The sequence below is a fragment of the Pseudoduganella aquatica genome (assembly GCF_009857595.1).
GTDB classification, from domain to species: domain Bacteria; phylum Pseudomonadota; class Gammaproteobacteria; order Burkholderiales; family Burkholderiaceae_D; genus Rugamonas; species Rugamonas aquatica_A.
Map to the genome: position 1 here is coordinate 1 of NZ_WWCU01000037.1, position 13,532 is coordinate 13,532.

A 13,532-nucleotide genomic window follows, 5' to 3' on the forward strand; every position below is an offset into this window, starting at 1 on the left:
CGCGGCGCGCGCCGGGCACGCCGGGTGCGCGGGCGCAGGCGGCGTTCGCTGCCAGCGCTGCGCTGTGCGCGCGCTACTGGCATTTTTTGTTGCTGCTGTGGCTGGCGCTGTTCGCGCTGATGTTCCTGGTCACGCCGGATTTCGTGCAGGTGGTGTGTGAAAGCGTCGGCATCCGGCCGCCGCAAGCGAGGTGAATCATGGATGCGTCCGGCAGTGGTGGCGTGCAGGGCTTGGTCAGCGACTTCTCGGGCGACAAGGTGGCCTACCATGTCCCCTGGGGCAAGCTGATGATGTGGATCTTCCTGCTCAGCGACACCTTTATCTTCGGCAGCTTCCTCACCGGCTACATGACGGTGCGCCTGTCGGCCACGGCGGCCTGGCCCAATCCCAGCGAGGTGTTCGCGCTGACCATCGCGGGCACGACCCTGCCGCTGATACTGATCGCCATCATGACCTTCGTGCTGATCACCAGCAGCGGCACCATGGCCATGGCCGTCAACTATGCCTACCGGGGCGAGCGCGCCATCAGCGCGCGGCTGATGCTGGCCACCGCCGTGTTCGGCGCCATGTTTGTCTGCATGCAGGCCTTCGAATGGAGCAAGCTGATCCATGAAGGCGTGCGGCCCTGGGCCAACCCCATGGGCGCGGCCCAGTTCGGCTCCTGCTTCTTCATGATCACCGGCTTCCACGGCCTGCACGTGTCGGCCGGCGTGATCTACCTGCTTATCGTGGCGCGCCGCGTGCAGCGCGGGCATTACGAACGCGGCCATGGCGGGCAGGGTGGCAAATACGACATTGTTGAAATCGCCGGCCTGTACTGGCACTTCGTGGACCTGGTCTGGGTCTTCATCTTTGCGCTGTTTTACTTGTGGTAGGAGGGGCCATGTCCACCGCTTCCGCGCAGCACCCGATCGGCATTTACTTCAAGATATGGGGCCTGCTCTTTATTCTCAGCGCCTTCTCGTATGCGGTCGATTTTTTCCACGTGCAAGGCTATCTGCGCTGGACCCTGATCCTGGTGCTGATGGCCGCCAAGGCCAGCCTTATCGTGGCCTATTTCATGCACCTGAAATGGGAGCGCCTGGCGCTGATCTACACCATCGTGATTCCGCCCACCGCGCTGCTGGTTCTGGTGTGGCTGATGATGGTGGAGGGCGACTACACCTTCTTCACCCGCATGACGCATTTCGGCTGAAGCTGCACGGGTTTTGCGCCGGGACTTGCCTTGATTTTCCAGCTTTTACCGTGCTACAATTCGCCCACGCTTTTACGACGTCCCCATCGTCTAGAGGCCTAGGACATCACCCTTTCACGGTGAGTACCGGGGTTCGAATCCCCGTGGGGACGCCAAGTCAAAACAAGTGTGCAGATGCAGCCCTGGTGCGCCGGGGCTTTTGATTTTTTAAGATCACGCTGCGATAGAATAGGTCACGACAGATTTCTGTCCCCATCGTCTAGAGGCCTAGGACATCACCCTTTCACGGTGAGTACCGGGGTTCGAATCCCCGTGGGGACGCCAGACAGAAAAAAGCCGCCTTGCGCGGCTTTTTTTCCACATATGCCTACCGAAAACCATCCCGCCGCCATGGCCACCTTAGCCCTGTTCTGCAAAGTCGTCGACAACTACGGCGACATCGGCATCTGCTGGCGCCTGGCGCGCCAGCTGCAAAGCGAGCACGGCATTGCCGTCACGCTGTGGGTGGACGATATGCGCACCTTCCAGCGCATCTGCCCCGAGGTGGATCCCGGCGCGGCGCGGCAGCGGATTGCGGGCGTGGCCGTGCGCCACTGGGATGGGCAGGACGGCGAATTCGCGCCGGCCGACATCGCCGACATCGTCATCGAATTTTTCGGCTGCGACATCCCGCCCGGCTATATCGCCGCCATGGCGCAGTGCGAACCGCGCCCGGTGTGGCTGAACCTGGAAGGACTGACGGCGGAGGAATGGGTGGAGGGCTGCCACACCTTGCCCTCGTCCCATCCGCGCTTGCCGTTGACGAAACATTTCTTCTTCCCCGGCTTCACCGCGAAAACCGGCGGCCTGCTGCGCGAGTCCGCGCTGGAAGCGCAACGGCTGGCCTTCGCGTCCGACCCCGCCGCCCAGGCCGCCTTCCTGGCGCGCTTCGGCGTGGCGCAGGCGGACATGGCCGCGCTCAAGGTGTCGCTGTTCTGCTATCCGCACGCGCCGGTGGCCGAGCTGTTCAGCGCCTGGGCGCAGGGCGGCGAGCCGGTGCTGTGCCTGGTGCCGGAAGGCGTGGCGGCGGACGCGGTGCAAGCCTTCCTGGGCGCCGAGGCCAGGGCCGGCGCCGCACGCAGCAGCGGGGCGCTCACCGTGCGCGTGCTGCCCTTTGTGCCGCAGCAGGATTACGACCAGCTGCTGTGGGCCTGCGACCTCAATTTTGTGCGCGGCGAAGACTCCGTGGTGCGCGCGCAATGGGCGGGCCAGCCCTTCGTGTGGCATATCTACCCGCAGGACGAGAACCTGCACCACAAGAAACTGGGCGCCTTCCTGGCGCGTTATGCGGCGGACGGCGCGCTGGACGCGTTTTCGCTGCGCTGGAACGGCGCGGCGCCGCCCGGCGCGGACGGCGATGTGGCGCCGGACTGGCCGGCGCTGTGGTCCGCGCTGCATGCCGCGCTGCCGGCCACCGCCGCGCGCGCCGCCGTGTGGCGGGAGCAGATCGCCGCACATGGCGACCTGGCAACAAACCTGCTGCGTTTTGCTGCGTCGCTCAAGTAGGCGGCGCAAGAAAAATCAGGTATACTGCCCGGTTACTCTATCAGGTATTTTTACTCGGTATTATTACTCGATCAAACTAGAGCTTACGGCGTTAGAAGCCAGCAGGCGACAGATGATTTTCACGCAACCCACTTTATACGTACACTCGCTATGAAACCCGCAAAAGAAATTCGTGTTGGCAACATCATCATGGTTGACGCCAAGCCTTTCATCGTTCTGCGTTCTGATGTCAACGGTTCGAGCCGCACGGGCTTCACCTACAAATGGAAGATGAAGAATCTTCTGACGAACGCTCCCCTGGAAAACGTATTCCGCGGCGACGACAAATTCGACGTGGTGGTTCTGGACAAGAAGCCAGTGACCTACTCCTACTTCGCCGACCCGCTGTACGTCTTCATGGATCAAGAGTACAACCAGTACGAGATCGAAGAAGAAAACCTGGGCGACGCACTGAACTACCTGAAAGACGGTATGGAGTGCGAAGCAGTGTTCTACGACGGCAAAGCCATCTCGGTAGAACTGCCAACCACCATCGCTCGTCTGGTTGCCTACTCGGAGCCTGCAGTGAAGGGCAACACTTCGGGCAACGTCCTGAAAGAAGCCAAGATCGAAAACGCGATCGAATCCAAGCAGCACATCGTGATGGTGCCGCTGTTCGTATCCCAGGACGACGTGATCGAAATCGACACCCGTACCAACGAATACAAGCGCGTAGTACGCAACTAAGTCCCGGACTTGGCGGCGCGCTCGCTGCAAGGAAAAGCCAGGTTCCGCGGAACCTGGCTTTTTTTTTTACGCGAAGGGAACGAAGTCGATGCCGTTCTGGATCGCGCCTATCACCTGGGCATGGTTCTCCGGGCTGTCCGAGAACTGCACCAGCACGTTCGCCTGGGACGCCAAATGGTTGTCGAGCACGTTCATCCAGTAGGCGAAGCCTGCCTCGTCGGGTGCGCGGTGCAGGGTGTTGGCGTAGAAGCGCGTCACCGCCTCGGCATTGGTCGGCGCCGCGCCGTACAGCGCCAGGCCTTCGTTGGACGACATGAAGTTCTTGGCGATCAGGTCCATGGACGCGCCGCCGTCGCGCACCGCGATCCAGTAACCCAGGCCCGGCAGATCCGGCACGCGGTCGAACACCGCCTGGTACAGGCGGTAGGCCTGGCCCGCATTGCCCTCGATGTCCAGCGCCACGTCGGCGTTGGCGAAGTGCAGGCGCTCCACGTTGCCCAGCACGTCCGAGCCGTCGCTGCCCTGCGGGTTGCTGACCAGGGCGCCGGTGGCGGTGATGGTGATGCCGTAGCCGGCGCGCGCGCCGGTGTAGACAGCCGTGTCGATGCCGCCGCCGCCGTCGATCACGTCGTTGCCGCCCAGGCCGCTGATGCGGTCGTTGCCCTGGTTGCCGATGATGCTCTCCGGGCTGGCGGTGCCGGTGACGATGGCGCCCGCCAGGCTGCCAAAGCCGGCGCCCACGGTGGTGTGCGTGATGGTGCGCGCGTCGGCCGTGGTGTTGGCGATCATCTGGTAGTTGACGAACACCGCGTCCAGGCTGCTGCTGGCCAGCGCCGCGCTGCTGGCGTAGTTGTAGTGGTTGGCGTCGCCGCCGCTGGACAAGCGCGTCAGCGCGCCGGTTTCGATATCCTTGATAAAGATGTCCGCGCGGCCGTCGCCGTCGCCCGGCGTGAAGTCCGAGGTGCTCTCGAACAGCACGTAGCGGCCGTCGTTGGACACGCTGGCGTTGCTGGAGTCGCCCAGGCCCTGCTGGCCGTCGGCGCCGGTCGACACGCGCAGCGTCACGCCAGTGGCCAGGTCCTTGCGGAACACGTCGCGGTGCGCGTTGGTGTCGCCCGCCACCAGGTTGCTGGCCTGGCTGGTGAACACCACGTAGCGGCCGTCCGCCGACACCGAGGCGTTGTCGCTGTTGCCGTTGGCGCCCGCGCCGCTGGAACTGGTGGACACGCGGGTGAGGGCGCCGCTGTCCAGGTTCTTGGCGTAGATGTCCGCGTAGCTGTCGTCGCCGGCCGCCAGGTTGGTGGCAAAGGTGGTGAACACCGCCGTGCGGCCGTTGGACGACAGGGCGGTGTCGGCGCTGGGCGCGTTGGCCTGCACGCCGGCGGCGGTGGTGGAGGCGTTCACCACCACGCCGGTTTGCGTGTTCTTGACGAACATGTCATCGGTGCCGTTGGTGTCGCTTGCGACCAGGTTGGTGGCTTTGCTGATAAAGCCCACGTACAGCCCGCTGCCCGACAGCACCGCGTTGTAGCTCGAGCCGTTGGCCTGGGCGCCGGTGGCGGTGGTGGAGGCGTTGATTAGCGCGCCGCTGGCCATGAACTTGACCATGATATTGGCGTTCCCGCCCACGGTATTCTGGAAGCTCACGGCGCCGGCGTCCCCGGCCAGCGAGGCATTGGTCTTTACGCCCGCCAGCGTGGATACCAGGGTCAGCGTGCCGGTCTGCAGATCGCGCAGATAGATGTCGCCGTCATTCAGGCTGGTGTCGCTCGGCAGCAGCGACTGGTTGGAGGAGAACGCCACGTAACGGCCGTTGGCGGAAATGCGGGCGCCGATATCGGGGGCGCTGATGTCGGTTTGCACCGTGCTAGATGTGTTTGGCAGCATGATAGTCGGATTTTTGTGAATAGTGGTTGTAGGGGTATGGCCTACAAATTGTGCATCAGACAAGCCGAGCGCCCCCGCACAGTTCCACCCGGATATTTTTTCCTTGACCGAGAGTTTGCTATTCCTTTCAAAAAGATAATCAAATTAGTAGCTCGGAAATATTTCCGCTGCTATGCTAGTGGGTTACTGCAGTTACACTTTCGCTTTACTACTCTTGGTACGCGCACTCACGGAGCTGGGTATGGATCGTAGGGGATTTGTTCGCATGGGTTTGGCCGCAGGCGCGGCCGGCATGGCAGCCAGCACGGACGCGGCGGCCAAGGCCGGACCGGGCGCCGTTCTGGACGGCGGCGTGCAGCTGCAGCAGGAGCTGATGGCGGCCAACAAGCTGACCTCGCACTCGCTCACGTCGCAATACCTGGCCCGCATCCGCAATATCGACAAGGCCGGCCCGCGCATCAACGCCATTATCGAGATCAACCCGGAAGCGCTGAAGATCGCCCGCGAAATGGACCGCGAACGCCTGCTGCGCCGTCTGCGCGGGCCGCTGCACGGCATCCCCGTACTTCTGAAGGACAATATCGCCACCGCCGACCGCATGAGCACCACCGCCGGTTCGCTGGCGCTGGCCGGCGTGCGCGCAGCGCGTGACGCCCACGTGGTGGCCCGGCTGCGCGCGGCCGGCGCCGTCATCATCGGCAAGACCAATCTGAGCGAGTGGGCCAATATGCGCTCCACGCATTCGGTGAGCGGCTGGAGCGCGCGCGGCGGCCTCACGCGCAACCCGTATTCGCTGGACCGCAATTGCAGCGGCTCGAGCTCCGGCTCCGGCGCCGCCATCGCGGCCGGCCTGGCCACGCTGGCGGTGGGCACCGAGACCGACGGCTCCATCGTTTCGCCCGCGTCGATCTGCGGCCTGGTCGGCATCAAGCCCACGCTGGGCCTGCTCAGCCGCAGCGGCATCATTCCCATCGCCCATTCGCAGGACACGGCCGGTCCCATGGCCCGCAGCGTGGCGGACGCCGCGCATATGCTGGCCGCCATGGCCGGCGCGGACCCGGCCGACGCCGCCACCGCCGGCAGCCAGGCGGCCGACTACGCCGCCGCGTTGGACCGCGCCAGCCTGCAAGGCAAGCGCCTGGGTGTGGCGCGCAACTTCTTCGGCAAGAACCCGGACGTGGACGCCGAAATGGCCAAGGCGCTGCAAGTGCTGCAGGCCCAGGGCGCGCAGCTGGTGGACGTGGAAGTGCCCAACGTGAACAAGTACGACGGCACCGAAACCGACGTGCTGCTGTACGAATTCAAGTCCGACCTGGCGGCCTACCTGAAGGAATACGCGCCCAACGCGCCGGTGCGCAATATGGCCGAGCTGGTGGAGTTCAACCGCAAGCACGCGGACAAGGAAATGCCTTACTTCGGCCAGGAATACCTGGAGCGCGCCGCCGCCAAGGGCGGCCTGGACGAGCAGGCCTACCTCGACGCGCTGGCCAACAACCAGCGCTACTCGCGCGCCGAAGGCATAGACCAGGTCATGCGCGAACACCGCCTGGACGCGCTGGTGGCGCCCACCGACGGTCCGGCGTGGCTGACGGACTTCATCAACGGCGACCATTACAACGCCAGCTTCTCCTCGCCCGCCGCCGTGGCGGGCTATCCGCACGTGACCGTGCCGGCCGGCTATGTGCACGGCCTGCCGGTGGGCCTGTCCTTCGTGGGCGGCAGCTATACCGAAGCCAAGCTGATCGGCATGGCCTACGCCTATGAGCAGGCCACCCGCCACCGCCGCGCGCCGCAGTTCCCCGCCAGCGTGTCGCCGCAGCCGCGATAGAAAACGCCAATTTGACGGAATGTCCAATTCTGGATATTCTGTCCAAATGCGAAAACAGAAGATAGTCCGTACCGCCGAACAGCAGCTCCTGCTGGACCAGCTCAAGAACGTGGCCGAAGGCCTGGGCCAGACCCTGGCCCCGTTCTGCGAAGTGGTGGTGCACGACCTGCTCGACCCGGCGCACGCCATTGCCGCCATCCACAACAAGCTGTCCGGCCGCGATGTCGGCGGCCCGGCCACGGAGCTGGGCCTGGCCCGCATCGGGGACGCCGCCTATCCCGCCATCGTGGCAAACTACGCCAACAGTTTCGCCGACGGGCGCCAGGCCAAGAGCACCTCCATCGGCGTGAAGGACTCCAGCGGGCAGTACGTCGCCGCGCTGTGCATCAATGTGGACCTGACGATGTTCCACGGCCTGCAAGCCATGTTCGGCCAGTTCAGCCGCATCGGCGCCGGCACGGCGCCGCAGGAATCGCTGGACCCGGCCGGCGCCGACGGCATCCGGCGCCGCATCGACGACTACGCGGCGCGCCTGTCCAGCACTCCGCGCACGCTCAAGGCCGGCGAGCGGCGCGCACTGATCGAGGAACTGCGGGAGGCGGGCTGCCTGGAAGTGCGGCGCGCCATGGAAATCATCGCCCAGCATCTGGGCATTTCGAGAGCGACGGTGTACAGCTATGCCAAATAACGCGAGACTGCTGTTGATCGACAGCGTGCAGGGCGAGTCCCTGATGAACTACCGCGACGTGCTGGACGCCACCCGCGAGGCCTTCGTGCTGCACCAGCAGGAAGAGGGCCGCGTGTTCCCGCTGTTGCGCGAGCGCCTGCCGGAAGGCGTGTGGGGCATCAAGTCCGGCAACGTGGCGGGACAGAACCTGCTCGGCTTCAAGTCGGCCGGCTTCTGGCCCGGCAACCGGGAGAAGGGCGGCGAGCCGCACCAGGCCACCATCGTGCTGGTCGACCCGGACACCGGCCGCCCGCTGTGCATCATCGACGGCAACGGCGTCACCACCATGCGCACCGGCGCGGCCGGCGGCCTGGGGCTGATACAGCTGGCGCGCGCCGACAGCGCCCGCCTGTGCGTGTTCGGCACCGGCGTGCAGGCCCGCATCCAGCTGCGCTACGCGCTGGAGCTGCTGCCCTCGCTGCACCAGGTCGACTACGTCAGCGCCAGCGGCGAGCCGGATCCGGCCTTCGAACGCCAGTTCTCCGAGCGCTGCAGCATCGCCATGGCGGCCGACCGCAACGCCGCCGTGGCGCTGGCCGACATCGTCATCACCGCCACGCCCGGGCGCGGGCCGCTGTTCAACCTGGACGCCGTGCGTCCCGGCACCCACTTCAACTGCGTCGGCGCGGACACGCTGGGCAAGCGCGAACTGCCCGAAGGCCTGCTGCAGCAAGCGCGCCTGTTCGTCGACGACCATATCCAGGCGCGCCAGATCGGCGAAATGCAATGGGCGCCCGAGCTGCCCTGCCACCAGCTGGGCGAACTGCTGTCTGGCCAGCTGCAGGCGCACCGCAAGCCGGAAGACATCACCGTGTTCGACATGACCGGCATCGCGCTGCAGGACCTCACCGTGGCGCGCCTGATCTACGAGCGCGCGCTGGCCAGGGGCGTGGGCAGCAGCGTAGCCTGGCCCTGGTAACAAGTTCACCAAACTCTGAAAAGGAAATCATGCAAGTCCTGCCTACCTACGACGACGTCGCCGCCGCCGCGCAGCGCATCGAAGGCCATGCCCACCGCACCCCGGTGCTGCGCTCGCGCACCGCCGACGAGGAACTGGGCGCGCAAATCTTCTTCAAGGCCGAGAACATGCAGCGCATGGGCGCCTTCAAGTTCCGCGGCGCCTTCAACGCGCTGTCGCGCTTCGACGCGGCGCAGCGCAAGGCCGGCGTGGTGGCTTTCTCGTCCGGCAACCACGCGCAGGCCATCGCCCTGTCCGCGCGCCTGCTCGGCATACCCGCCACCATCGTCATGCCCCAGGACGCGCCGGCCGCCAAGGTTGCCGCCACCAAGGGCTACGGCGGCAAGGTGGTGCTGTACGACCGCTACACCGAGGACCGTGAAGCCATCGGCCGCAGGCTGGCCGAGGAGGGCGGCCTGACGCTGATTCCGCCGTATGACCACCCGGACGTCATCGCCGGCCAGGGCACGGCGGCCAAGGAGCTGTTCGACGAAGCCGGCCCGCTCGACGCGCTGTTCGTCTGCCTGGGCGGCGGCGGCCTGCTGTCCGGCTCCGCGCTGGCGGCGCGCGCGCTGTCGCCGGACTGCAAAATCTACGGCGTGGAGCCGGAGGCCGGCAACGACGGCCAGCAATCGTTCCGCAGCGGCGCCATCGTCCACATCGACACGCCGCAAACCATCGCCGACGGCGCCCAGACCCAGCACCTGGGCAACTACACCTTCGACATCATCCGCCGCGACGTGGACGACGTGCTCACCGTCAGCGACGCCCAGCTGGTGGAGGAAATGCGCTTCTTCGCCGCGCGCATGAAGATCGTGGTGGAACCCACCGGCTGTCTCGGATTCGCCGCGGCGCGCGCCATGCGCGAGCAGCTCAAGGGCAAGCGCGTGGGCGTTATCATCAGCGGCGGCAATGTGGACATGGCGCGCTTCTGCGCGTTATTGGCCTAAAGGACAAGTTACGGGCCGGGCGGGCGCGGGTAGAGTCGCACCATCAACGATGAAGGCGAGGACACTAAAATGCATTCCGTACAACAGGAAGTCGACGAACGCAGCAACCTGACCGGCACCAACAAGTTCGAGCTGCTGCTGTTCCGCCTGGGCGGCGACGCCAGCGGCGACCGCAACGAGCTGTTCGGCATCAATGTGTTCAAGATCCGCGAGATCGTCGCCATGCCGCCCATCACGGCGGTGGCCGGCTCGCAGCCCCACATGCTGGGCGTGGTCAACCTGCGCGGCCAGATCATCCAGGTGCTGGACCTGCCGGCCATCTGCGGCTGTACGCCCAAGACCGGCCTGAACATCATGCTGGTCACCGAGTTCGCCCGCACCACGCAGGCCTTCGCGGTGGAATCGGTGGAAGACATCGTGCGCCTGGACTGGGGCCAGGTGCTGTCGGCCGAATCGACCGCCGTGGGCGGCATGGTCACCAGCATCGCCCGCCTGGACGGCGCCAATGGCTCGCGCCTGGCGCAAGTGCTGGATGTGGAAACCATCCTGCGCAATATGAATCCGACCGACCGTCCCGATGTGGACCCGGAAACCATAGGCCCCAACCTGAACCTGCGTCCGGGCACCATGATACTGGCGGCGGACGACTCGGTGGTGGCGCGCACGCTGATCGAGAAAGGCCTGGAAGCCATGGGCGCGCCCTTCATCATGACCAAGTCCGGCAAGGAAGCGTGGGACAAGCTGGGTCAGATCGCGGCCGCCGCCGAAGCCGAAGGCAAGACCGTGTACGACAAGATCGCCCTGGTGCTGACCGACCTGGAAATGCCGGAAATGGACGGCTTCACCCTGACGCGCAACATCAAGCAGACCTCGCGCTACGCGGCGCTGCCGGTGGTCATCCATTCCTCGCTGTCGGGCACCACCAACGAGGAGCACGTCAAGACCGTCGGCGCGGACGCCTACGTGGCCAAATTCATGGCCGAGGAGCTGGCCGCCACCATCCGCAAGGTGCTGGCGAAATAGCGCGGCACGCGGGGGAAATCGCGGTAGAATTTAAGCGGGCGCCATCCAGGGCGTCCGCCGGCCGCGATGGAACCCATGCTGCAAATCGACTTCCCGATCCGCAAAGAATGCCCGCCCGGCGCCTGCGACTGCAAGCGCGAGCAGCTGCTCGAGGACGCAGCGGCGGACATGGCCGCGCTGGCCGTGCTGCGGCTGACCAAGGAAGACGAAAAGCGGCTGATCCAGCGCATCGAAGCCGCTGAAAGCTACGAAGACCTGCAGCGCATCGGCCTGCGCCTGCAAGAGAATCTCGGCGTGGCGCTGAAGATCGCCCCGGGCGAGAACGAAGTGCGCACCGTGATGGGCCTGCAGATCGAACTGAGCATGCGCCCCGGCCTGTGCCGCAAAACCCGCGAAGCCATCCCCGCTGCGGTGCGCCGCTGCCTCAAGAAAAACCCCGCCATCATCTACGCCATCCTGGATGCGCACGACCTGTTCGGCGTCTAGCCGCAAGGCTCAGGCAAACGTAGGGCGGGTTAGGAGGCGCCAGCCGACGTAACCCGCCATGCTCAGCATGCCAATTGGCGGGTTACGAGAGCCTCCGGCTCGCTAACCCGCCCTACGCGCTGTCCGGCAGCACGAACTGCGCGATGGCCAGGTAGTGCAGGGCGCTGCCCAGCAGCACGAAAAGGTGCCAAATGCCGTGCGCGTGGCGCATTCGCGTGTCGATCACGTAAAAGATGATGCCGACCGTGTAGAACAGGCCGCCCGCCAGCACGTAGGCAAAGCCGTCATTGCCCAGTGAAGCGCGCAAAGGGAGCACCATCAGCACCGCCGACCAGCCCATGGTCAGATAAATCACCACCGACAGCCAGCGGTTCTCGCTTTTCCGCAACTCTTGCACGATGCCGACGAACGCCAGCAGCCAGACGGCTGCCAGCAAAGCCCAGCCGAGCTGGCTGTCCAGCGCCAGGCTGCAGAATGGGGTGTAGGTGCCCGCAATCAGGACGTAGATCGCGCAATGGTCGAACTTCTGCCACAAGGCCTTCACGCGGCCCATGCTGGCATGGTAGACGGTTGAGCAGGCGTACAGCAGCACCAAGCTGAAACAGTACACGCCGATGCTGACCACGCTCTGCCAGGGACCACTCTGCACCTGTCCCAGCAGATAAACCGACCCGCCGGCAGCCAGCAGCGCTCCCGCCAAATGTGTTGCCGCGTTGAACTTTTCGCCTGCTTGGGCAAACTTAACCATGATTAGCCTTAGTAAGTGTTCGGGCCATTGTAGACGCATATCAAAACCGGACCATGACTAATACGGAACACCACCCTATGCGCAAGACCCTTATCGTTTTTATCTTCGCCGCTTTGTGGCACCCATCCGTCCAAGCGGCCGCCGGGTTGCCCGCCCATCTGGCGAGCAGCTGGGGCACTGCGGAGTCCTTGTACGCGGGAAGCGCCGGGCAAACGGATATGCAGCTGGCTGTGGATGGATTTGGCTTCATGGCCGGCTCCAGTCTGGTCAAACCTTAACTTGGCTGTAGCACAAGGCACCAATCTGCTCGGACTAATGCCGAATGTCAGATACGCAACCAGTTCTCCATTTTCAAACTTGGGTATCTGGCAAAGTCTTTCTCGTTGTTGGTGACGAGGATGACATCGAGCGCGATTGCATGCGCTGCAATCAGTTTGTCGAGCTGATCCCTTTTCCTCTCTCTGGCCGCGGCTCGAACTGGGCCATAGGCTTTTGCTGCGGCCATATTGAAAGCCGCAACAGGAATGTCTTCAACCAGCGCTGCAAGATTTCGTCGTTCTCGCATGCTGTTGGCTGAAATCTCAACACCATATTCCAACTCGGCATAAGTAATCGCGGACATCACGACGTCGCCGACATAGCATTGAGAAAATCGTTCCGAGACCTGTGCTGGCTGATTCTTCATGAGATAGATACACATATTGGTATCCAGCATGTAGAGCGGCATCAGATTGGTTCCCGCTCGGCCTGCTCTTGATCGCCTCGTCCTTCAGACATGAAATCCGGGCCAAACCGTGCAAACTTCTTCAGCACACCAGTGAGCGGCCTACGGGCTGGGCGGATACGCAACTCTTCGCCCACCCGCTCTATTTCCAACTCCATATCCGTGCGCTCGTAGGCCAGTTCCGATGGGATGCGCACGGCCTGCGAATTGCCGTTTCGGAAGAGTTTGGTCGTCTTCATGGCGTCCCCACAAAGTATGTACGTAGATGTACTTTAGTCCAGATTTCAGCGCGGCGAGGAAGATGGGCGGCTACGAAGGCTGCACCAGGTTGATCAGGTTGCCGCAGGTGTCTTCGAACAGCACGCCGGTGATCGGCCCCATATTGGTGGGCTCGCCACGGAACACCACGCCCAGCTCCTTCAGGCGCGTGTATTCGGACTGGATGTCGTCGGTCAGGAAGGCGGTGGCGGGGATGCCCGCTTCGTAGAGCGCGCTCTGGTAGGCGTGCGCGGGCGGGAAGCCTATCGGCTCCAGCACCAGCTCCACGCCCTCGGCGCCTTCCGGCGAGGTCACGGTGAGCCAGCGGAAGCTCCCCATCGGGATGTCGTTCTTGACGGTGAAGCCCAGCACGCCCGTGTAGAAGGCCAGCGCCTTGTTCTGGTCGTCGACCATGATGCCAGCCAGTCCGATTCTCATGCAGCTCTCCTGATGCAGTGGTGATTAAACCAACTGTAT

16 protein-coding genes, 2 tRNA genes and 1 pseudogene are annotated in these 13,532 nt (G+C 64.3%); 14 read left to right on the forward strand and 5 right to left on the reverse strand.

Annotation, left to right across the window (positions count from 1 at the left end):
* From GTP77_RS23885 to GTP77_RS23915, 7 genes and pseudogenes are all read left to right on the forward strand, one after another.
* Positions 1 to 194, forward strand: a pseudogene (locus tag GTP77_RS23885) (hypothetical protein); the annotation flags it as partial.
* Positions 195 to 197: 3 nt separating this feature from the next.
* Positions 198 to 875 (forward strand): heme-copper oxidase subunit III family protein, encoded by a 678-nt coding sequence (locus tag GTP77_RS23890; protein WP_161074666.1) that lies wholly within the window; start codon positions 198 to 200, stop codon positions 873 to 875.
* Between the two features lie 8 nt (positions 876 to 883).
* Positions 884 to 1,195 carry a cytochrome C oxidase subunit IV family protein gene (locus GTP77_RS23895; RefSeq protein ID WP_161074667.1) on the forward strand — a complete coding sequence of 104 codons (312 nt, stop codon included), beginning with the start codon at positions 884 to 886 and terminating at the stop codon, positions 1,193 to 1,195.
* Positions 1,196 to 1,274: 79 nt separating this feature from the next.
* Positions 1,275 to 1,350: transfer RNA gene (locus GTP77_RS23900), tRNA-Glu, on the forward strand.
* A 93-nt stretch (positions 1,351 to 1,443) separates the two neighbouring features.
* Positions 1,444 to 1,519: transfer RNA gene (locus tag GTP77_RS23905), tRNA-Glu, on the forward strand.
* A 39-nt stretch (positions 1,520 to 1,558) separates the two neighbouring features.
* On the forward strand, positions 1,559 to 2,740 hold the full coding sequence (gene earP / locus GTP77_RS23910) for an elongation factor P maturation arginine rhamnosyltransferase EarP (protein ID WP_223149393.1): 1,182 nt from the start codon (positions 1,559 to 1,561) through the stop codon (positions 2,738 to 2,740).
* A gap of 150 nt (positions 2,741 to 2,890) precedes the next feature.
* Entirely contained in the window at positions 2,891 to 3,466 is a 576-nt protein-coding gene (locus GTP77_RS23915) for an elongation factor P (RefSeq protein ID WP_161074669.1), read from the forward strand.
* Positions 3,467 to 3,532: 66 nt separating this feature from the next.
* Here GTP77_RS23915 and GTP77_RS23920 read toward each other — a convergent pair whose 3' ends face one another.
* Positions 3,533 to 5,353 (reverse strand): DUF4214 domain-containing protein, encoded by a 1,821-nt coding sequence (locus tag GTP77_RS23920; RefSeq protein WP_161074670.1) that lies wholly within the window; start codon positions 5,351 to 5,353, stop codon positions 3,533 to 3,535.
* A gap of 241 nt (positions 5,354 to 5,594) precedes the next feature.
* On the opposite strand from GTP77_RS23920, the gene GTP77_RS23925 reads away from it, so the two are divergent.
* The 6 genes from GTP77_RS23925 (at position 5,595) to GTP77_RS23950 (ending at position 11,325) form a co-directional block, all read left to right on the forward strand.
* Positions 5,595 to 7,181, forward strand: coding sequence for an amidase (locus tag GTP77_RS23925; protein WP_161074671.1), 1,587 nt, complete (start codon positions 5,595 to 5,597; stop codon positions 7,179 to 7,181).
* 46 nt (positions 7,182 to 7,227) lie between these two features.
* Complete coding sequence (locus GTP77_RS23930; RefSeq protein ID WP_161074672.1) at positions 7,228 to 7,869, forward strand: helix-turn-helix transcriptional regulator; 642 nt, start codon at positions 7,228 to 7,230, stop codon at positions 7,867 to 7,869.
* On the forward strand, positions 7,859 to 8,827 hold the full coding sequence (locus tag GTP77_RS23935) for an ornithine cyclodeaminase family protein (RefSeq protein ID WP_161074673.1): 969 nt from the start codon (positions 7,859 to 7,861) through the stop codon (positions 8,825 to 8,827). The genes GTP77_RS23930 and GTP77_RS23935 overlap by 11 nt, the downstream gene beginning before the upstream one ends.
* 29 nt (positions 8,828 to 8,856) lie before the next feature.
* Positions 8,857 to 9,816 carry a threo-3-hydroxy-L-aspartate ammonia-lyase gene (locus tag GTP77_RS23940; protein WP_161074674.1) on the forward strand — a complete coding sequence of 320 codons (960 nt, stop codon included), beginning with the start codon at positions 8,857 to 8,859 and terminating at the stop codon, positions 9,814 to 9,816.
* A gap of 69 nt (positions 9,817 to 9,885) precedes the next feature.
* Complete coding sequence (locus GTP77_RS23945) at positions 9,886 to 10,839, forward strand: chemotaxis protein (protein WP_161074675.1); 954 nt, start codon at positions 9,886 to 9,888, stop codon at positions 10,837 to 10,839.
* Positions 10,840 to 10,914: 75 nt separating this feature from the next.
* Positions 10,915 to 11,325, forward strand: a complete 411-nt coding sequence (locus tag GTP77_RS23950; RefSeq protein WP_161074676.1) for a hypothetical protein — start codon at positions 10,915 to 10,917, stop codon at positions 11,323 to 11,325.
* A 112-nt stretch (positions 11,326 to 11,437) separates the two neighbouring features.
* Here the strand turns inward: GTP77_RS23950 and trhA are convergent, their stop codons facing one another.
* A complete protein-coding gene (gene trhA, locus GTP77_RS23955; RefSeq protein ID WP_161074677.1) occupies positions 11,438 to 12,073 on the reverse strand; it encodes a PAQR family membrane homeostasis protein TrhA in 636 nt (211 codons plus the stop codon).
* A 77-nt stretch (positions 12,074 to 12,150) separates the two neighbouring features.
* Between trhA and GTP77_RS23960 the strand changes: the two genes are divergently transcribed.
* Positions 12,151 to 12,351 carry a hypothetical protein gene (locus tag GTP77_RS23960; protein ID WP_161074678.1) on the forward strand — a complete coding sequence of 67 codons (201 nt, stop codon included), beginning with the start codon at positions 12,151 to 12,153 and terminating at the stop codon, positions 12,349 to 12,351.
* A gap of 47 nt (positions 12,352 to 12,398) precedes the next feature.
* On the opposite strand, the gene GTP77_RS23965 is transcribed toward GTP77_RS23960, so the two are convergent.
* From GTP77_RS23965 to GTP77_RS23975, 3 genes are all read right to left on the reverse strand, one after another.
* Positions 12,399 to 12,800, reverse strand: coding sequence for a type II toxin-antitoxin system VapC family toxin (locus GTP77_RS23965; protein ID WP_161074679.1), 402 nt, complete (start codon positions 12,798 to 12,800; stop codon positions 12,399 to 12,401).
* A complete protein-coding gene (locus tag GTP77_RS23970; protein WP_161074680.1) occupies positions 12,800 to 13,036 on the reverse strand; it encodes an antitoxin in 237 nt (78 codons plus the stop codon). Before GTP77_RS23970 ends, GTP77_RS23965 begins: the two co-directional genes overlap by 1 nt.
* Before the next feature lie 70 nt (positions 13,037 to 13,106).
* Positions 13,107 to 13,493, reverse strand: coding sequence for a VOC family protein (locus GTP77_RS23975; RefSeq protein WP_161074681.1), 387 nt, complete (start codon positions 13,491 to 13,493; stop codon positions 13,107 to 13,109).
* Positions 13,494 to 13,532 lie beyond the last annotated feature (39 nt).